The sequence below is a fragment of the Allorhizobium pseudoryzae genome, from assembly GCF_011046245.1.
GTDB lineage: Bacteria > Pseudomonadota > Alphaproteobacteria > Rhizobiales > Rhizobiaceae > Neorhizobium > Neorhizobium pseudoryzae.
In genome coordinates this window covers 97780-114318 of record NZ_CP049241.1, presented here as the reverse complement: position 1 = coordinate 114318, position 16539 = coordinate 97780, and the positions used below count along the sequence as shown (strand labels likewise).

Annotated in this window: 22 protein-coding genes; 12 read left to right on the top strand and 10 right to left on the bottom strand. The window is 62.3% G+C overall.

What is annotated here, in order from left to right; genetic code table 11:
* Window positions 1-198 precede the first annotated feature (198 nt).
* The 4 genes from G6N78_RS00705 to G6N78_RS00690 all read left to right on the top strand — a co-directional run bounded on the left by G6N78_RS00705 (window position 199) and on the right by G6N78_RS00690 (window position 3650).
* Window positions 199-819, top strand: coding sequence for a PI-PLC domain-containing protein (locus G6N78_RS00705; RefSeq protein WP_165214530.1), 621 nt, complete (start codon window positions 199-201; stop codon window positions 817-819).
* Window positions 713-1465 (top strand): HAD family hydrolase, encoded by a 753-nt coding sequence (locus G6N78_RS00700; protein WP_165214528.1) that lies wholly within the window; start codon window positions 713-715, stop codon window positions 1463-1465. Before G6N78_RS00705 ends, G6N78_RS00700 begins: the two co-directional genes overlap by 107 nt.
* Window positions 1465-2958: a glycosyltransferase family 2 protein gene (locus G6N78_RS00695; protein WP_165214526.1), complete on the top strand. Its 1494-nt coding sequence runs from the start codon at window positions 1465-1467 to the stop codon at window positions 2956-2958. The genes G6N78_RS00700 and G6N78_RS00695 overlap by 1 nt, the downstream gene beginning before the upstream one ends.
* Before the next feature lie 83 nt (window positions 2959-3041).
* Window positions 3042-3650 (top strand): glycosyltransferase family protein, encoded by a 609-nt coding sequence (locus G6N78_RS00690; RefSeq protein ID WP_206531590.1) that lies wholly within the window; start codon window positions 3042-3044, stop codon window positions 3648-3650.
* A 38-nt stretch (window positions 3651-3688) separates the two neighbouring features.
* Here the strand turns inward: G6N78_RS00690 and G6N78_RS00685 are convergent, their stop codons facing one another.
* On the bottom strand, window positions 3689-4537 hold the full coding sequence (locus tag G6N78_RS00685) for a hypothetical protein (RefSeq protein ID WP_165214522.1): 849 nt from the start codon (window positions 4535-4537) through the stop codon (window positions 3689-3691).
* 428 nt (window positions 4538-4965) lie between these two features.
* Between G6N78_RS00685 and G6N78_RS00680 the strand changes: the two genes are divergently transcribed.
* Window positions 4966-5787 carry an alpha/beta fold hydrolase gene (locus G6N78_RS00680; protein WP_165214520.1) on the top strand — a complete coding sequence of 274 codons (822 nt, stop codon included), beginning with the start codon at window positions 4966-4968 and terminating at the stop codon, window positions 5785-5787.
* A gap of 49 nt (window positions 5788-5836) precedes the next feature.
* On the top strand, window positions 5837-6619 hold the full coding sequence (locus G6N78_RS00675) for an alpha/beta fold hydrolase (protein ID WP_165214518.1): 783 nt from the start codon (window positions 5837-5839) through the stop codon (window positions 6617-6619).
* A 73-nt stretch (window positions 6620-6692) separates the two neighbouring features.
* Here G6N78_RS00675 and soxR read toward each other — a convergent pair whose 3' ends face one another.
* Window positions 6693-7163 carry a redox-sensitive transcriptional activator SoxR gene (gene soxR, locus G6N78_RS00670; protein WP_165214516.1) on the bottom strand — a complete coding sequence of 157 codons (471 nt, stop codon included), beginning with the start codon at window positions 7161-7163 and terminating at the stop codon, window positions 6693-6695.
* Window positions 7164-7217: 54 nt separating this feature from the next.
* Here soxR and G6N78_RS00665 point away from each other — a divergent pair, with 54 nt between their 5' ends.
* Window positions 7218-8513 (top strand): MFS transporter, encoded by a 1296-nt coding sequence (locus G6N78_RS00665; protein ID WP_165214514.1) that lies wholly within the window; start codon window positions 7218-7220, stop codon window positions 8511-8513.
* An 11-nt stretch (window positions 8514-8524) separates the two neighbouring features.
* On the opposite strand, the gene G6N78_RS00660 is transcribed toward G6N78_RS00665, so the two are convergent.
* From G6N78_RS00660 to G6N78_RS00650, 3 genes are all read right to left on the bottom strand, one after another.
* Entirely contained in the window at window positions 8525-9319 is a 795-nt protein-coding gene (locus G6N78_RS00660) for a VOC family protein (RefSeq protein WP_165214512.1), read from the bottom strand.
* A 74-nt stretch (window positions 9320-9393) separates the two neighbouring features.
* The gene (locus G6N78_RS00655) at window positions 9394-9861 is read right to left on the bottom strand and encodes a DUF1579 domain-containing protein (RefSeq protein ID WP_165221091.1); all 468 of its coding nucleotides are present in this window, start codon (window positions 9859-9861) and stop codon (window positions 9394-9396) included.
* Between the two features lie 27 nt (window positions 9862-9888).
* A complete protein-coding gene (locus G6N78_RS00650; protein WP_165214510.1) occupies window positions 9889-10632 on the bottom strand; it encodes a DUF899 domain-containing protein in 744 nt (247 codons plus the stop codon).
* Window positions 10633-10694: 62 nt separating this feature from the next.
* On the opposite strand from G6N78_RS00650, the gene G6N78_RS00645 reads away from it, so the two are divergent.
* On the top strand, window positions 10695-11141 hold the full coding sequence (locus G6N78_RS00645; protein WP_165214507.1) for a MarR family winged helix-turn-helix transcriptional regulator: 447 nt from the start codon (window positions 10695-10697) through the stop codon (window positions 11139-11141).
* On the opposite strand, the gene G6N78_RS00640 is transcribed toward G6N78_RS00645, so the two are convergent.
* The 3 genes from G6N78_RS00640 to G6N78_RS00630 form a co-directional block, all read right to left on the bottom strand.
* Complete coding sequence (locus tag G6N78_RS00640) at window positions 11113-11901, bottom strand: RES family NAD+ phosphorylase (protein WP_165214505.1); 789 nt, start codon at window positions 11899-11901, stop codon at window positions 11113-11115. The two genes, G6N78_RS00645 and G6N78_RS00640, sit on opposite strands and share 29 nt — an antisense overlap.
* Window positions 11861-12238, bottom strand: coding sequence for an antitoxin Xre/MbcA/ParS toxin-binding domain-containing protein (locus G6N78_RS00635; protein WP_165214502.1), 378 nt, complete (start codon window positions 12236-12238; stop codon window positions 11861-11863). The genes G6N78_RS00640 and G6N78_RS00635 overlap by 41 nt, the downstream gene beginning before the upstream one ends.
* Window positions 12239-12340: 102 nt before the next feature.
* Complete coding sequence (locus G6N78_RS00630) at window positions 12341-12763, bottom strand: organic hydroperoxide resistance protein (RefSeq protein ID WP_165214500.1); 423 nt, start codon at window positions 12761-12763, stop codon at window positions 12341-12343.
* A 171-nt stretch (window positions 12764-12934) separates the two neighbouring features.
* Here G6N78_RS00630 and G6N78_RS00625 point away from each other — a divergent pair, with 171 nt between their 5' ends.
* The 4 genes from G6N78_RS00625 to G6N78_RS00610 all read left to right on the top strand — a co-directional run bounded on the left by G6N78_RS00625 (window position 12935) and on the right by G6N78_RS00610 (window position 14768).
* Window positions 12935-13423 carry a MarR family winged helix-turn-helix transcriptional regulator gene (locus G6N78_RS00625; RefSeq protein WP_165214497.1) on the top strand — a complete coding sequence of 163 codons (489 nt, stop codon included), beginning with the start codon at window positions 12935-12937 and terminating at the stop codon, window positions 13421-13423.
* 236 nt (window positions 13424-13659) lie between these two features.
* Window positions 13660-14247 (top strand): YqaA family protein, encoded by a 588-nt coding sequence (locus G6N78_RS00620; protein ID WP_165214495.1) that lies wholly within the window; start codon window positions 13660-13662, stop codon window positions 14245-14247.
* A gap of 73 nt (window positions 14248-14320) precedes the next feature.
* Entirely contained in the window at window positions 14321-14608 is a 288-nt protein-coding gene (locus G6N78_RS00615; protein ID WP_165214492.1) for an NINE protein, read from the top strand.
* The gene (locus G6N78_RS00610) at window positions 14589-14768 is read left to right on the top strand and encodes a hypothetical protein (RefSeq protein ID WP_165214490.1); all 180 of its coding nucleotides are present in this window, start codon (window positions 14589-14591) and stop codon (window positions 14766-14768) included. Before G6N78_RS00615 ends, G6N78_RS00610 begins: the two co-directional genes overlap by 20 nt.
* A gap of 164 nt (window positions 14769-14932) precedes the next feature.
* On the opposite strand, the gene G6N78_RS00605 is transcribed toward G6N78_RS00610, so the two are convergent.
* Both G6N78_RS00605 and G6N78_RS00600 read right to left on the bottom strand, forming a co-directional pair.
* The gene (locus G6N78_RS00605) at window positions 14933-15760 is read right to left on the bottom strand and encodes an aldo/keto reductase (RefSeq protein WP_165214487.1); all 828 of its coding nucleotides are present in this window, start codon (window positions 15758-15760) and stop codon (window positions 14933-14935) included.
* Window positions 15761-15884: 124 nt separating this feature from the next.
* Window positions 15885-16538 (bottom strand): exopolysaccharide biosynthesis protein, encoded by a 654-nt coding sequence (locus G6N78_RS00600; protein ID WP_234905840.1) that lies wholly within the window; start codon window positions 16536-16538, stop codon window positions 15885-15887.
* Between the last annotated feature and the right edge of the window lies 1 nt (window position 16539).

Below are 16539 nucleotides of genomic sequence, written 5' to 3'. Positions count from 1 at the left end.
GTCGCGCAAGGCCTGTCTCGTGTTTGCCAGAAGGTACAAATCCAGCCACGAGCAAGATGAAAATTCTACTGTAACGTTCAGTTTCAAGGAGTCGTTTGGCTTTCGGATGGTCGGCACTGAAGTAGTTCGCTCCGCAGGCTTTTGTCCCGGAAGAAATTGATTTTGCAGTCTTAATGGATCGGTCTCTGGAGAGGGTTTGTGAAGATACTTGCGCATCGGGGCTGGTGGCTCTCGCCTGCCGAGAAGAATAGCGAAGTGGCATTCCGCCGGGCGTTTGAGGGCGGATTTGGCGTGGAGACGGATGTGCGGGATCAGGAGGGTATCCTCAGAATCGCTCATGATGTGCCGGTCGGTGATGGGCTCATGTCCTTTGCGGATTTTCTCCGTTTGCATCGATCCTATCCGGGTGCGGGCAGAATTGCCCTCAACATCAAGGCGGACGGCCTTCAAAAGCTTCTCCGGTCGGATCTAGCGGAAAACCCGGTCGACGATCTCTTCTGTTTCGACATGGCTGTGCCGGACGCGCTCGGGTATGTGCGGGGTGGTTTCTGCACCTATACGCGCCAGTCCGAGGTTGAGACGGTTCCTGCTTTTCTGGATCAGGCGCAGGGCGTTTGGTTGGATGCGTTCTACGGGGACTGGATTGTCCCCGAGGTTGTCGAGCAGCATCTTGCGGCGGGCAGGCGCGTGGCTCTGGTGTCGCCCGAGCTTCATGGGCGCGATCACCGGGCCGCATGGGACTCGTGGCGTGGTCTGCGCAGCGACCGTCTGGAGATCTGTACGGATCTGCCGGATCAGGCTGCGAATTTTTTCAATTGAGCAGGGTTGGTGGGGCGCTGTGATAAAAGCGGTTCTTTTCGATATGGATGGCGTCCTCATTGACGCCAAGGACTGGCATTACGAGACGCTGAATGATGCGCTGGCCGTGTTCGGTCTGAACATCAGTCGGACGGAGCATCTCGCCGTCTATGACGGTCTTCCGACGCGCAAGAAGCTGGAACTGCTGAGCCGCACCCGCGGCCTTTCTCCCAAGCTTCACGACTTTCTCAACGCGTTGAAGCAGAAGATGACCTACCGGGTCATTATCGAGAAATGCCGACCTGTCTTTCATCACGAATATGCGCTGGGGCGTCTGCAGCGGGACGGCAAGCACATTGTGGTTTGCTCCAACTCCGTCCGCTCCACGGTCGAAGCGATGATGCAGCAGTCCAATCTGCTGCGCTATCTGGATTTCTTTCTGTCCAACCAGGATGTCACCAAGGCCAAGCCAGACCCCGAGATCTACCTGACGGCGATGGATCGGTTGCAACTGCGTCCGGAGGAATGCCTCGTCGTTGAGGACAATGAACACGGCATTCAGGCTGCTCGCGCCTCAGGCGCGCATGTGATGGTCGTCGGCTCCGTGAACGATGTGACCTACGACCGGATCATGCATGAAATTTCGGCGATTGAGGCTGCGCACTGATGAGATACCTGATCCCCATCGCTTCCAAGGATGATCTTTTTCCGAAGGAAGAATTCCATTTTCCAAAGCCGCTCATCGAAATCGACGGTGTGCCGATGATTTCCCTCGTTGTCGGATCCATTCGACGCAGGGATCCAACAGCCCGGTTCATTTTCATCGTCCTGCGGCAGGATGTTCTGGAGTACAGCCTCGATTCAATCCTGCGGCTTGTGGCCGGCCCGGAAACGAGCGTCGTCGAGTTGCACGAGCCGACCATGGGCGCTGTCTGTTCGGCGCTGATGGCGGTCGATCTCATTGACGACGATGAGCCTTTGGTCATCTGCAACGGCGACCAGATCGTCGATGCCAATCTCGGCGCGGTCACCAGTGCCTTTTTCCACTCGGAAGCAGATGCCGGTGTCGTGACCTTCCCGTCGGTCCATCCCCGATGGTCCTATGTTCGGGAAGATGTGGAAGGACGGATCGTCGAGACGGCGGAAAAGCGTGTTCTCAGCCGCAAGGCCATCGCCGGATTATACTATTTTCGCCGCGGGCGGCAGTTCGTCTCGCTGGCGCAGAGCTACATCCTGAAGTCCGATCCGTCCGGCGGCAAGTATTATCTGTCAGCCGTCTTGAACGAGGTCGTTCTTGCCGGTGGGCGCATCGCGCAGTTCTCGATTGCAGCGGATGATTACGTCTCCTTCTATTCGCCGAAGCGTGTCGAGCATTACCAGTCGGAAGCGCGGGGCCGGTTTGCCGCCTTGTCGCAGCCTTTGCCAAGCGTGCAGGTGGTCATTCCCATGGCGGGACTGGGAAGCCGCTTCACGAAGGCGGGATACGCCAAGCCCAAACCCTTCATCGATGTGGATGGCCAGACCATGATCGAGCGGGTGATGGACAATCTGACGGTCGATGGCGCCCGCTTCATCCTGATTGCCCGCCGCGAGCATCTCGAGGCGGAACCCATCGTGGCACAGTCGCTTCTCGACAGGCGCGAACTGATCTTCTCCCCGATCGACTATCTGACGGAAGGCGCTGCGTGCACGGTTCTCACCGCCCGGTCGCATCTTGATCCGGATGCGCCCTTGATGATCGCAAACTGCGACCAGATCATCGATTTCGACTGCAAGGATTTCCTTCGCGATGCAGACACGCGGGAACTGGACGGTTCCATCCTCTGCTTCCGCGACCGCGACATGGATCCGAAATGGTCGTTCGCACGCACCAACGACAGCGGCTTGGTCGAGGAAGTGAAGGAAAAGGTGGCGATATCCGATCTCGCAACGGTCGGTATCTACTATTTCCGCAGGGCCTCAGACTTCATTGATGCTGCGGTTGACATGATCACGGCCAATGACCGTTCCAACAACGAGTTCTATGTCTGCCCGGTCTACAACTATCTGCTGAAGCGGGGCGGCCGCGTGGGTGTCTATGAAATCCCCGCCGTGGCGATGCATGGGATCGGGACGCCGAACGATCTCGATAGCTATCTCGAACTCCTGAAAAGCGCATGAAGTGCGTCGTTCCCCTGGCGGGGCCAGATCTGTGGACGCAGCGTTACGGTCTGCGTCCCCTGGTGAAGGTCGATGGAACGCCGATGATCGAACATGCCTTGCGCGAGCGCGCCTGGGTCTCGCGCCTGGCACCGTCGGATTACGTGTTCGTGGTGCGTGAAACCGAAGCGACGGCAGAGCTGGTGGTCTTCTTGCGAAACGCCTGGCCGGGCTGCCGCATCGTCACATTGTCGGACCTGAGCGGTGGCGCCCTGTTCTCGGTCCTCGCCGGGCTGGCGTTGGTCGCCGTGGACGAGCCGATCGTCGTCGATCTCGCCGACATCCTGTTCTCCGAGGGACCGGCGGGGTTCGAGCCGATCACCGGCGGCCAGGACTGGGGTGCGATCGTTCCCACCTTCGTGTCGGACGAACCCTGCTACAGCTATCTCCGCATTGTCGACGGAGTGGTCACGGAAGCCCGCGAAAAGCAGGTCATCTCCCAGCATGCCTCCGCTGGCGTCTACGTATTTCGCAATAGCGACATCTGTCTGACGGCTGCGGCGCACAGCATCCGCCACCGTGCAGAGCTTTCAGTCAAAGGCAGTCTATTTGTGTGTCCGATGGTCAATGGCGTCATTGCTGGCGGCAACACCGTGATCGCATGTCCGATCAAAGACTGCCGCCCCGCGGGCAAGATCTTTCATTTGCCCTGAAAAGGCAGGCAGTCCTGACCGCAGGTGATGGCGTCTCACTACACCATCAGGCTGCGCACATAGCGTCGCAGGTCGCAATCCTCGCGAGGAACGCGCTTGACCGCAAACACACCCTTCAGCACCGACTTGTTGATGTGCGGCGATTGCAGCGTGCGCGGCACCGTGCGGGCAAAGATCGTGCCCGTGCCGCGGCGGATCTGGTCGATCACCTCCTGGTTGATCTCGATATTCGTGCAGTAATCGCAGAAGGTGATCGGTGGCACCACATCCACGCCGGTAAAGGCAAAACGGGCGGCGACCGTGGCGGGAATCGCTTCTTCGATCGGAAAGCCGACCGGCGCCATCGGAAAGCATTGGCGGTAGTTGTTGGACAGGATCTGGAAGATGTTCTTCGGGAAAAACTGTCCCTCGGCCTGACCGCCGAAAAACAGCGGCAGATGGAGCCGAGCAAGGAACGCCTGCATGCCCGGCATCTGCAGATGCTTGTCGCAGAATACGCCCCAGTCCGCGGAATCCTCGTAGACCTCCGTCTGGGCGCCGATCATGTTCGCGGCCACATACTCCACGAGCCCCGGCTTGACCAACAGCTCGTTCGAAGAAATCAGGATGATCTTGTCGAAATCGACGCCGACCTCCAGTGCATGTTCGAAATTGGCGATGTGGGTGTGGAGAATGCCGCCCGACCAGACCGATTCGTAGGAGACCGGGTTGATCGTCACGTTGTCGAAGTCGCAGGCCGTCTGGAATTCGTCTCGGAGATTCTCCGCCAGCTGCGAAATATGGATGCAGATATGCGAGCCGGGCGCGAAATAATTGATGTTCTCGATCTGGTCTCTGACGATCTCAGGCTTTTCGTGAACGGGAAGTGAAAAGAGAAGTTTGGACATCCATCGTTTCCGTTGAAAATGGGCAATCGCGAACGTCGATGGAAGGCGGTCCGAGGATATGGGTATCGCGACAGTGAAAACCATCATCGACCATGATTCTCATGGGCAGAACCCTAGGTGATTCCATCGTCGGCGCACAGATGCCGTCCGTAAAACCTGGCGCAAAACCATGTAGCAAGCCGCCGTATCTTTCGGCATCGCGCCCCTGACAGTCTGCCGTCATGCGGACCTGGTGGGCCGGGGTCCTGCCAAGAGGGCGCATGCGATTTTTCAGCCCAATGGCGCCCACTGGCCAGAGGCAGGGCGCGCTTGCCAATAAAAATTGCGCACAATCTAATTGTTCGCTGTTGACATGGGTCGCAGGTTCAGCGATATAGGTTGCGTGCAATCGAAATGCGCAAAACCAAATTCACAAAGGAGAGATGGACATGAGCTTCTTCACCACCACCGACGGAACGCGCCTCTTCTACAAGGACTGGGGCACCGGCCAGCCGATCGTCTTTGCCCATGGATGGCCGCTGTCGTCGGATGCCTGGGACCAGCAGATGCTGTTTTTCGGAGAGAACGGCTTTCGCGTCATCGCCCATGATCGCCGCAGTCATGGCCGCTCGGACCAGACCTGGGACGGCAACCACATGGACCAGTATGCCGATGATCTCGCCGAACTGATCGAGGCGCTCGACCTGAAGGATGCGATCCTGGTCGGCCATTCGACCGGAGGCGGGGAGGTGGCGCACTACATCGGCCGCCATGGCACCGCCCGGGTTGCCAAGGTCGTGCTGGTCGGTGCCGTTCCGCCGCTGATGCTGAAGACGGAGGCAAACCCGCACGGCACGCCGCTCTCGGTCTTCGACAGCATCCGCGACAACACGGCCAAGAACCGCTCGCAGTTCTTCTTCGATCTCACCGTGCCCTTCTACGGCTTCAACCGCGACGGCGTGACGGTGAACGACGGCCTGCGCGAAAACTTCCGCCGCATCGGCATGCAGGGCGGCATCAAGGGGCAGTATGACTGCATCCACGAGTTTTCCGAGGTGGATTACACGCAAGACCTGAAGCGCATCGACCGCCCGACGCTGATCATCCACGGTGACGACGACCAGATCGTGCCGATCGAAGCCTCTGCCCACCGCGCCGCCGAACTCGTCGCGGATGCCACGCTGACGATCTATCCGGGCGGCTCGCACGGGCTCGCCGAAATCGAAGCCGACCGCTTCAACGCCGACGTTCTCGCCTTCATCCGCGGCTGATCCCGCAGGTCTTGCCGCAACTCTGTCTTATGGAAGAAAGGATATCATCATGTCGAAGTTCGCAACCGCCGCCGCCCTGGCTGCTGCTCTGGCGGGGGCTCTGCTGAGCGCCGCACCGGTCGCCGCCGAGCCGGCAAAGCCCACCATCGTCCTCGTCCACGGCGCCTTTGCCGACAGCTCCAGCTGGAACGGCGTCACGAAAATCCTGCAGAAGGACGGCTACAAGGTCGTGGCCGCCGCCAATCCGCTGCGCAGCGTTACCGCCGATGCGGCCTATGTCGCCGATATCGTCGGCGCAATCGAAGGCCCGGTCGTCCTCGTCGGCCATTCCTATGGCGGCCAGGTGATCAGCACGGCTGCCAACGGCCACAAGACCGTCAAGTCGCTGGTCTACGTCGCAGCCTTTGCGCCGGAGGAAGGCGAGTCGGTGGCCGAACTCGCCGCAAAGTTTCCGGGCGGCACACTGGGTGAGGCACTCGCCGCTCCCGTCAAGCTGAAGGATGGCGGCGTGGATCTCTCCATCGACCAGGCAAAATTCCACCAGCAGTTCGCTGAGGATGTGGACGCCGCAGACGCCGCCCTGATGGCCGCCGGCCAGCGCCCGGTCACCGAAGGCGCGCTGACGGAGAAGTCCGGCAAGCCGGCCTGGAAGACGGTACCCTCCTACTTCGTCTACGGCACGGGGGACCGCAACGTGCCCGCCAAGGCCTTGGGTTTCATGGCCGAACGCGCCGGTTCGAAGCATACGGTGGTCATCGACGGCGCCTCGCATGTCGTGATGGTCTCGCAGCCCAAGGCCGTCGCCGCCCTCATCGAAGAGGCCGCCCGCTAAGGGTTTTCCGGATGCAAAGCACGCGCCGCCCCACCCCGGGGCGGCGAAATTCTGTAATTGCCCCGCGTCCCTCTCACTCCACCAAAAGCCGCGCACCGGCACCCTCTTTGGCCAGGCGGTCGCCGTCATTGCGCAAGGGGCACTCGTCTAGCGACAGGCAGCCGCAGCCGATGCAGCCGGAAAGCGCGTCGCGCAGCCGCGTCATCTGGCGGATGCGGCTGTCCAGCAGATCGCGCCAGGAGGCCGAAAGCGCGGCCCAGTCCTTGGCCGTCGGCGTGCGCCCGTCCGGCAGGCTTGCGAAGGCGGCTGCGATCTCCTTCAGGCTGAGACCCGCCGCCTGCGCTACCCGGATCACGGCAATCCGGCGCAGCACGTCGCGGCCGTAGCGCCGGTGGCCGCTTTGGGTGCGCTGGCTGAGGATCAGCCCTTCCGCCTCGTAGAAATGCAGGGCGGAGACGGCAACGCCCGCCCGTCGCGCCACCTCGCCGATGGAAAGTTCGCTCCGGCGAGATTTTTCCGTCTCTGTCGTCTTGATCTCAACCATGGTTGAGGTTTTACAGACTCTGTCCGATGGTGCAAAGAGGATCGGACGATAGCGATGGATCAGGTGACAGGCGGCAGCCGGACTGAGGCACCGGCAGAGGAGGATATCCGGGGCTGGGCCGCCCTGTTGCGGGCGCCGCATGGGCTGCGGCTCGCGGCGGTCTCCGCCGGCATCGGCCTGCATGCCTTCAACGAGGTGGCGATCGGCCCGGTGCTGCCGATCGCGGTGACGGCGCTGCAAGGCGTGGCGCTTCTTCCCTTCGTGTATGCGGCCTTCTTCGTCAGCGTGATCATGGGCGGCTTGACCGCGTCGCCGTTGCGCCTGCGGCTCGGCGCCCGCCGGGCGCTGTTGTGTGCCGGGCTGCTGTATGCCTGCGGCGTGGCGGTGCAGGCCTTTGCCGTGGGTCCGCTGATGCTGATGGCGGGTCGTGCGCTGCAGGGCCTGTCGGACGGCTGGATCGTTGCTCTGTGCTACACGCTGATCGCCGATCTGTTTCCGCCGCGCCTCGTGCCGCGCATCTTTACCGCGGAAGCCATGGTCTGGGCGCTCGCCGCCGTTCTCGGGCCCTTTGCCGGTGGGCTCTCGGTGGAAATGCTCGGCTGGCGCTGGGCACTGACCGTCAGCCTGCCGGTGATCGCGCTGTTCTTTGCCGTGATGCCCTTTGCGCTGCCACGCGACGAGACTCGGGCCCCCGCATCACCGGGTGCGCCGCGGCCAAGCCTCCTGCCGCCAAGACTGTTTTCGCTCACCGGAACGGTCGGGCGCGGCAGCTGGCTTTTGTTCCTGATGACGGCGGCGCAGAGCGTCTCCACCGTGTTTCTTGCCTACACGCTGCATGTGCGCCTCGGCCTGCCGCCGGTGCGTGTCGGTCTGGTGCTGATCACGCTGTCGCTCTCCTGGAGTGCGGCGGCGATCCCGATCGGCAATGTCGACAGCCTCGCCAAACGCCAGGCGATCCTGCGGGCAGGGCCCTTGTTGCAGGCAACCGGCGCGCTCTTCGTCGCAACCGGCCTGTTTCTCAGCCTGCTGCCGCTCGTTCTCTTCGGCCAGATGCTGAACGGCATTGCCTTTGCCATGGTCTTTGCCAGCGCCAACCAGGCGGTGATCGAGGACGCAGACCCCGAACATCGCCTGGCAACGAGCGCGCTTTTGCCGGCGCTGGAAACCAGCGGTTATGTTGCCGGCGCGATCATCGTCGGCGGTCTCGGCTCGCTGTTTGCCGTGCAGAGTGCGGTGGCGGAAGGTCAGCCCGGCCATGCGGTCTTCGCGCTCTGGGGCACGGCCGCCATTCTGTCGCTCCTCTCCTTTGCCGCCGCCCGCGGCGTGGTGCTGAAGCTCAGGGAGGCGTAGGAGCGTTCCCCTCAAGCCCCTCCCACCAGTGCGAAATAGGCGCCCTGCGGGTCGAGCGCCTGGACGATCTGGCTGCCGCCCGGCACGTCCTGCGGGCCGAAGACCACCGTGCCGCCGCCGGCCTTGATCCTGTCCACCGCAGTCGCAATCGAGGCTACATTCACGTAATAGCTCCAGCAGGCGACGGGCACCGCCGGCGGGCGGGTCATCATGCCGCCGATCGCGCGGCCGTGATGGGCAAAGATCAGGTAGTCACCCATCTCGCCCATCGGCATGGCGTGGTCGAGCGTCCAGCCAAACAGTTTGCCGTAAAAGGCAAGCGCCTCGCGGCCGTCATTGGCGTAGAGTTCCTGCCAGCCGAAGGTGCCGGGCGTGCCGATCGGCGCCATCGGCGGCGGATTGTCCATCGGAACCGGCGTCATGATGCAGAGGACCGCGCCGTGCGGATCGGCCACCACCGCCATACGCCCGACACACGGTACATCGAACGGCTCCTTGCGGAGCGAGCCGCCCTCCGCGACGACCTGTTTTACCATCGCGTCCACGTCGTCGACGCCGACATAACCGGTCCAGTTCGGCGGGATCTCGCCTGCCATCTCCGGCGGCAGGATCATGAAGCCGGCCACCCCGCAATCCTCGTCACCGCTGCGGGTGTCGAAAATGCCATACGGCTCGTCCTCCATGCCGGGCATCGGCATGGTCTTCGCCTTCCAGCCGACGACGGACCCATAAAATTCGGCGGCCTTGTCCATGTCGGTGGTCATCAGCTCGCACCAGATGAAGGTGCCGTGGGTGGGGGAGGGCATGAGCGTCCTTTCGTGACGAAATGGTTTGGCGCGTCTCGACACCGGATGCGCATCGGGCTGGCAGCGTGTGGCGCTCAGGCCAGACGCGTATAGTCGGCGCGCATGAATGTCTGCCAGCCGCCATCCGGCTGTCTGCTGCTGGAGGTGAAGATGCGGGTGTCGGCGCCGGTGAAGATAATCTGTTCGCGATACGCCTGTGTGACGCTGGCATCGGCAAAGCTCGGGCCGGTGGTGAAGAGGCTGAGCGTCGAGCCGTCGTCCGACACCTCGCCGTCATAGACCCACATATGCTCCATCATCGTGCCGATCCAGCTGCCGACATACCGGCCGGTGCGGCTGTCGTGGCCAAGGGTCAGGAGTGTGGTCGCCGGAGCCCCGCCCGGCATCCTGCCGCGGCCCTCGGCGAGGAACCAGATGCCGTTCAGCGCCCGCACCTCCTCGATCCAGTCCTCGCCGTCGGTCATGTCCTCAGCCGAGACCTGCCAGCGGCCGACGAGTTTTTGCAGAAAGGCGTGTTCGGCGCGCGGCTGAGGCATGGTCATGTCCATCGGTCTTCCTCCCTGAAGGGCTCAGTGACAGCAGGCGGCCACCTTCGGCTGGTCTTCATACTCGTCATGACGTTTGACGAAGTTCATCGTTGAATCCTCGTTGCGGCCCTTCGGCGCGATGTCGAGGATCATCATGGTGCCCAGCATGTCCTCGCCGCCGCGGGCAAAGGAGGAATAGGTGTGGAAAATCTGGCCCGTCTCGTCCTTGAAGAAGGCCGATTGCCCCGGCAGCTCGTCATTCGCCTGGGCGGCCGGCGTGTCACGGAAATTGTAGAAGACCGAGCCGGAGGCGAGTTCGTCTTTCGTGAAGGAAACGCCGAAATCGAAATTGAAGCGGCTGCTGAAGGACGAGACCCAGGGAAACTGCCAGCCCATGCGGCGCTTGTAGGCGGTGATCTTGTCGAGCGGCGCGCGCGAGACGCAGACGAGCGTCACATCGTGATGGTTGAGGTGCGGCAGCGTGCCGTCCAGATGGTCGGCAAGGAAGGAACAACCCGGACAACCGGCCTCCCAGTCGGGCCCGAACATGAAGTGATAGACGATCAGCTGGCTGCGCCCGTCAAAGAGGTCGGACAGCGTCTTTTCGCCCTCGGGCGTCTGGAAGCGATAGTCTTCCTCCACTTTCACCCAGGGAAGGGCGAGCCGTTCGCGGTTGATCGCGTCACGCAGCCGCGTCATTTCCTTCTCGCGCGCCAGAAGCGCCTGGCGAGCGGCAAGCCATTCCTCGCGGGAAACAACCGCATGGTTCGTCGCATCACGCGTCATCACATCCTCCCAGATGTCCTCGTTGATCTTGACATTTAAGTTGATATCAACGTATATAGGTCATGTCAAACGAAAATGTGATTCCCTTTTCAACCACCGTTCATGTGCGCGACACCTGTCTCTGCCTCCACGTGCAGCGCGCCGCCCGGGCGCTTGCCCGAAGGTTCGATCAGGCCTTGAAGCCGCTGGGGCTCACCAACGGCCAGTTTTCCCTGCTGATGTCCTTGAACCGCCCGCAACCGGCGCCGATGGGCTCTGTTGCTGCCGTGCTCGACATGGACCGCACGACGCTGACGGCGGCGCTGAAGCCGCTGCAGCGGCGCGGCCTCCTGGAGGTGGTACACGATCCGAAGGATGCCAGAAGCCGCCTGCTCAAGCTGACGGAGGAGGGGCGTGCGCTGCTGACCCGCGCCCTGCCGGTCTGGACCAAGACCCATGCCGCAGTGGACGAATTTTTAGGTGAAGGCGGCCCCGGCCGCCTCAGGGCGGATCTTGCGGCGATCCGATAGGGGCAATCCGCTCGGCAATCCTGGGATCGGAAGTAAAATCGGTAAGGGCAAAGCCGAGCCTGCGACGAGGAAAATCCGACAGAGCTTGAACGTGTTCAGCCGAGAAGTGAATACGCCAGCTTCGGCGAGCGACCGGTTTGTTCTGCGCAAAACCTGCAGGGCTGAGTAAGGCCAGATTGGTGCCGCCTTCGGGATCGCGGACCGACCGGTACAGGATTGCCTCTATGGAAGCCGAGCGCGCTGCATCGGCCAGAGCCTGGCAGGCGCCGTATTCGGTCGGGTGTTCCCAGGCCGCCCGGTCCCGCGACAGGGGCGGACGGGTGAGGTTGATGGCGCGGGGCGTTGAGATCTTCGCTGCAAAGGCTGTGTAGTCGGAAGGATTTGCCGAAAGCGGGGTGGCCGGTGATTCCCTGAAGAACAGAAGGCGATAAAAGGCCATCTCGGCCACCGCCGTCGTCTCGCGCACGGCGGCATAAAAGACACCAAGCGTTCTTCCTGCGCGCCGAAAGCGTGAGCCCTGCGGGTAGAGGGCGCCGTAGCGGAAGGGTGTCGCCAGCAGATAGTCCAGGACCTGTGCGTCCGCGGGGAGAGTGGGCTTTGTGTCCTCCAGGAGCGTTTCCAGCCGCGCCTGCTCGCTGCTGGTGTCGGTCAGCTTCATTGTCGAAACCTGGTGCTGCGCTTCCACCAGTCGCCAGAATGCGCCGGTGAGCGGCTGCGCTTCAGACGAGAGCGCGTCTGGCGTCCAGATAGGTGAGGACATCGATAAGGCCTGAAATTGTCATGATCTTGTCCAGCGGAATGCCGCCGAGTGCCGTGTTCTCGTTGCGCAACCAGGCCTTCGCCACCGCTTCGTCCCCGCCGGTGATGGCATCCAGCGCGCGGAAAAGGCGAATGAACAGCAGGGCGAGCTCGAAGCTCTTCTCCATTGGCGAAAGCTGCAGTTCTGAGCGCTTCAGACGCGAGACAGAGGCTTCTGAAAGGCCGAGGATGCTGCCGAGCCCCTTGCCGCTCAAGCCCAGCCGTTCGGCGGCGCGAACCACCGCTTTGCTGACGAGGGCGCCGTCGGCTGCATGGTGTTGCTGAAGATGAACGTTCATCGCGAAAATTCCTTTCCTGAGAAAGAAATAGCACGTCAACTTGCAAAATGCAAGAAAGGGCCGCCTGCGCGACCCTTCCCGTCGTTCGTAGTCTGAAAAGCCTCAGGCGACCGAAACCGGCACTTCGGTGGAGGTGCGCATGGCGTGGCTGTAGGGGCAGACGATGTGCGCCTTGGCGACCAGGTCTTCCGCGGTGGCGCGGTCGAGGCCCGGAATGTCGACGACGAGCGAAACCTCGATGCCGAAGCCGGTGCCGTCATCGCGCGGGCCGATGCCGACGGTGGCCGTCACCTTCGCGTCTTCCGGGATCTTCACCTTCGCCTTGCCGGCGACGTTCTTCAGCGCGCCGAGGAAGCAGGCGGAGTAACCGGCGGCAAACAGCTGCTCGGGATTGGTGCCGGTGGCGCCGTCGCCGCCGAGTTCCTTCGGCACCGTCAAAACGACGTCCAGCACGCCGTTTTCGGAATGGGCGCGGCCTGCGCGGCCGCCGGTGGCAGAGGCCTTGGTGGTGTAGAGAATGGACATGGGGCGTCTCCTTGAGTTCGAGCCTTGCGGATGGTCGCAGCCCTGCGGCCGCGGCTAATAATTATTGCGCAATTTGATTGCGTGCAATATATCTATGCGCATTGCAGTCCGGCGTCAAGCCTGCGACAATGGAAAAAGTTAGGGCGGTCTCCGCCAAAGTCAGGACCCGTGATGACAAAGACGATGAAAGTGCCGAAAACCGAAGACGAAACCATCCGCCTAAACGAGATGCTGTGCTTTGCGCTCTATGGCGCGGCGCACGCCTTTTCGCGTGCCTACAAGCCGCTTCTGGAGCCGCTGGGCCTGACCTATCCGCAATATCTGGTGATGATTAGCTTGTGGGAGAAAGATGGCCAGCCGGTGAAGGGGCTCGGTGAGGCGCTGGGGCTCGATTCCGGCACGCTCTCGCCGCTTCTGAAGCGCCTCGAACAGGCAGGCCTTGTGTTGCGCACCCGCGACAAGCAGGATGAGCGGCAGGTCAATATCACGCTGACGGAGAAGGGCAGGGCGCTGCAGGCGCAGGCTGCCGCCATCATGCCCGCCGTCGCCGAAGCGACCGGCTGCGGCTTGGACGAAGTCGTTATGCTGCGCGAGCGGTTGAAAACGCTCCAGCAAAATTTGACGGAGGCGGGCGACCGTATGATGGCCGAGAGACGCTGATGGCCGGGTGAGCCGGAGAGAGTTCCTCTCTGCAGAGTGTCCCAGTGTACTGTCCCCGCGTAGTGTCTCCGTGCCGCTCCCGGTGCCCTTTAGCGGCATGGCCGGCAGCCTTGTCCGCATCGTGCGGGGACGCTCCCTGACCTTGCCAGCGCCGCACTTTCGCGCTAACCGGCCCGCACCCGCCGATCCGGCTCTCTCTCCGGATCAAGCCGCGCCCGAACGTCCGGAGCCTTCCCATGCTGCGCAAACTCTACACCTGGACCCTGGCGCTCGCCGCCCGCAAGGCCGCCGCCTGGTGGCTGGCGGTCATCGCCTTCGTCGAAAGCTCCTTCTTCCTGGTGCCGGCGGATGTGCTGTTCATCCCCATGGTGCTCGCCCGGCCGAAGCGCGCCTATCTCTACGCAACGATCGCCACCATCGCCTCGGTGCTCGGCGGCATTCTGGGCTGGACGATCGGCCATTATGCCTTCGAGGCGGTTGCGAAACCGGTGCTCACCTTCTACGGCAAGCTCGAGACCTTCGAGAGCCTCGCCTCCGCCGTCGATTGGAAGACCATGCTGCTCTTGCTCGTCACCTCCGGCCTTGCGCATCTGCCGCCGATCAAGGTGGTGACGATCCTCTCCGGCGTCGCCAATTTCAGCCTCGGCCTCTTCATCCTCTCGGCGATTGCCGCCCGCGGCGCCCGCTTCTTCGCACTCGCCTGGCTCATCAATCGCTATGGCGAAGACATGCGCCACTTCATCGAAAAACGCCTGAAGCTGATCTCGGCAGTCGCCGCCGCCGCGCTGATCGGGGTCTATGCGGTGTACATGCTGAAGCATTGAGTGTGGCGTGAAACGGACTTTATTTAAGGCTGTATTGAGCTATGATGCACCATCATAGCGATAGGGGGCGTAGATGAAATCCGGGTTTGTGGCGTTCTTGTGCTGGCTTTTATGCCTGATTGGCGTGTGCGGCATCCATCGTTTCTATACGGGGCGCACTGGAAGCGGGCTTTTGTGGCTGTTGACGTTTGGTCTTCTGGGGATCGGACAGCTCATTGATCTTTTCCTGTTGGGCTCGATGGTCCGACAGGCGAATCTGATCAACGGTCTCGCCGGGGCACGTGCAAGCGCTTCTGTGAGCAATGTGGTCGCTCCTGTCATCAACATACGGATCGACAAGGATGGCAACGCCGCCACGTGACAGACATCGTATTCAGACAGAGGCAGAATATCAGTCTGCGCTGACCGCCGTCCGCCCGTATTTCGAGAGCGAGCCGGATGCCGGAACGCCCGAGGCGGCCGACTTCGATGCGCTTGTACTGCTCATCGAACAGTATGAGAACCGCCACTTAGCCTTCTGACGTGCGGCCGGAGCTCCGGGCGTTCAGGCATTCCTCGCAAAACTCGTGTGCCATTTGAGCACGGCGGCGCCGGGTTTTTCCTTCTCCCCGTCAGAACGGGGAGAAGGTGGCGGCAGCCGGATGAGGGGCTCTCGCAGGAGCGCGCCCAAATCCCCAACCTTCGCTCAATCCCAGTGCGGCGGGCGCAGGTGCGCCGGGTTGACGATGCGGCCATCCGGTTTCGACAGCGCCTGGATCGCCTGCATCTCTTCAGCCGAGAGTTCGAAATCGAAGATGTCGAAATTCTCCGTCAGCCGGCTTTCGGTCGCGGTCTTCGAGAGCGCGATCACGCCGTCCTGTTGCACGGCCCAGCGCAGCACCACCTGTGCCGCCGTCTTTCCGTGCTTGGCGCCGATCTCCTTCAGAACCGGATCGTTCGGCACCTTGCCATCCGCCATCAGGTAATAGGCGGTCAGCGAAATGCCCAGTTGGCGGGCGGCATCCAGCAGCTTCGACTGGTCGAGATAGGGATGGTATTCCACCTGGTTGGTGGCGATCTTCGCCTCGGACAGCTCTGCCGCCTCGCGCATCATGGCGATGTTGAAGTTGGAAATGCCGATATGGCGCACTTTGCCGGCGGCCTTGACCGCATTCAGGCTGCCCATCCGCTCGGCAAGTGGCACGTCGCTCTGCGGCCAGTGCAGCAGAAGCAGGTCGACATAATCGGTCTTCAGCTTCTTCAGGCTCTCGTCCACCGAGGCGAGAAAGGCATCGTGGGCAAACTTGTCGACCCAGACTTTCGTGGTGAGGAAGATGTCGCCGCGGGCAACGCCGGAGCCGGCAATCGCTTCGCCCACCTCCGCCTCGTTGCCATAGATCTGCGCGGTGTCGATGTGGCGGAAGCCGAGCTCGATCGCCTTCGGCAGGACGCGCAGCACATCCGCACCCGGCATGCGGAAGGTGCCGAAACCGAGGGCCGGAATATGGGCGCCATTGGCGCTGACGTTGTGCATGATGTCTCCTTGTGGGGTCGTGTCGATAAAAAGCAGGCGGCGGGGTGCCGCCCGAAAAGGGTGTCCCACCTACATGGGCTTTGCCCGGTTCAGTTCAAGCGCGTGCCCGGCGGGCGCGGACGGCCTATCCGCCCAAGAGCACGGTATAGACGAGGTAGATCGCGCTCAGTGACACCAGGCCGGCAATCACCGTCAGCAGCCCGTCGCGCGCCATCAGCGACAGGCCGAAGAGGGCAATCGCTCCCATCGGCGCGGTGCTGGCAAACGGAATGAGTTCGAGCGGCGGCACGGTGCAGCAGATGAGGATGGAGAGCGCCGCCGCCACCTGCACCCAGGGCGGTTTCGTCAGCCATTTGAGCCGCGGTTTCAGGAAACGGTCGATGAAACGCGCCACCGGCATCATCGTGTCCATGGCGCTTTTCAGCCGCTTGCCGTCGATGGTCCGCTTTTCGACGAACTGCGGCAGCCACAGATTTTGGGCGCCAAACAGGATCTGCACGGCAAACAGGCTGATGATCACGGCAAGCGCCGTCGGCAGGCCGGGAATGCCGCCGATCGGGCTCATCTCGATCACCGCCGGCACCAGCAGGAAAGGCCCGAACGACCGTTCGCCGATCTCCTCGCGGATGTCATGGACGCTGACATTGCGCTGCCGGTCGCCAAGCTCGTCGATCATCGTCAGAAGATCGCAGAGGCCTTCCGCCGATGGGCTGCCTTGCGCGCCGGCAGTATCCGCGCCCGCAGCGTGCCTGCCCGTGTTCTCTCCCTGTTGCACCATC

What these genes read in the sequence shown, in the direction of transcription:
- G6N78_RS00700 (WP_165214528.1), top strand. Translation starts at nt 713, where the DNA reads ATGGGCGCGATCACCGGGCCGCATGGGACTCGTGGCGTGGTCTGCGCA.
- G6N78_RS00695 (WP_165214526.1), top strand. Translation starts at nt 1,465, where the DNA reads ATGAGATACCTGATCCCCATCGCTTCCAAGGATGATCTTTTTCCGAAG.
- G6N78_RS00690 (WP_206531590.1), top strand. Translation starts at nt 3,042, where the DNA reads ATGATCGAACATGCCTTGCGCGAGCGCGCCTGGGTCTCGCGCCTGGCA.
- G6N78_RS00685 (WP_165214522.1), bottom strand. Translation starts at nt 4,537, where the DNA reads ATGTCCAAACTTCTCTTTTCACTTCCCGTTCACGAAAAGCCTGAGATC.
- G6N78_RS00680 (WP_165214520.1), top strand. Translation starts at nt 4,966, where the DNA reads ATGAGCTTCTTCACCACCACCGACGGAACGCGCCTCTTCTACAAGGAC.
- G6N78_RS00675 (WP_165214518.1), top strand. Translation starts at nt 5,837, where the DNA reads ATGTCGAAGTTCGCAACCGCCGCCGCCCTGGCTGCTGCTCTGGCGGGG.
- soxR (WP_165214516.1), bottom strand. Translation starts at nt 7,163, where the DNA reads ATGGTTGAGATCAAGACGACAGAGACGGAAAAATCTCGCCGGAGCGAA.
- G6N78_RS00665 (WP_165214514.1), top strand. Translation starts at nt 7,218, where the DNA reads ATGGATCAGGTGACAGGCGGCAGCCGGACTGAGGCACCGGCAGAGGAG.
- G6N78_RS00660 (WP_165214512.1), bottom strand. Translation starts at nt 9,319, where the DNA reads ATGCCCTCCCCCACCCACGGCACCTTCATCTGGTGCGAGCTGATGACC.
- G6N78_RS00655 (WP_165221091.1), bottom strand. Translation starts at nt 9,861, where the DNA reads ATGACCATGCCTCAGCCGCGCGCCGAACACGCCTTTCTGCAAAAACTC.
- G6N78_RS00650 (WP_165214510.1), bottom strand. Translation starts at nt 10,632, where the DNA reads ATGACGCGTGATGCGACGAACCATGCGGTTGTTTCCCGCGAGGAATGG.
- G6N78_RS00645 (WP_165214507.1), top strand. Translation starts at nt 10,695, where the DNA reads ATGTCAAACGAAAATGTGATTCCCTTTTCAACCACCGTTCATGTGCGC.
- G6N78_RS00640 (WP_165214505.1), bottom strand. Translation starts at nt 11,901, where the DNA reads ATGTCCTCACCTATCTGGACGCCAGACGCGCTCTCGTCTGAAGCGCAG.
- G6N78_RS00635 (WP_165214502.1), bottom strand. Translation starts at nt 12,238, where the DNA reads ATGAACGTTCATCTTCAGCAACACCATGCAGCCGACGGCGCCCTCGTC.
- G6N78_RS00630 (WP_165214500.1), bottom strand. Translation starts at nt 12,763, where the DNA reads ATGTCCATTCTCTACACCACCAAGGCCTCTGCCACCGGCGGCCGCGCA.
- G6N78_RS00625 (WP_165214497.1), top strand. Translation starts at nt 12,935, where the DNA reads ATGACAAAGACGATGAAAGTGCCGAAAACCGAAGACGAAACCATCCGC.
- G6N78_RS00620 (WP_165214495.1), top strand. Translation starts at nt 13,660, where the DNA reads ATGCTGCGCAAACTCTACACCTGGACCCTGGCGCTCGCCGCCCGCAAG.
- G6N78_RS00615 (WP_165214492.1), top strand. Translation starts at nt 14,321, where the DNA reads ATGAAATCCGGGTTTGTGGCGTTCTTGTGCTGGCTTTTATGCCTGATT.
- G6N78_RS00610 (WP_165214490.1), top strand. Translation starts at nt 14,589, where the DNA reads ATGGCAACGCCGCCACGTGACAGACATCGTATTCAGACAGAGGCAGAA.
- G6N78_RS00605 (WP_165214487.1), bottom strand. Translation starts at nt 15,760, where the DNA reads ATGCACAACGTCAGCGCCAATGGCGCCCATATTCCGGCCCTCGGTTTC.
- G6N78_RS00600 (WP_234905840.1), bottom strand. Translation starts at nt 16,538, where the DNA reads ATGGTGCAACAGGGAGAGAACACGGGCAGGCACGCTGCGGGCGCGGAT.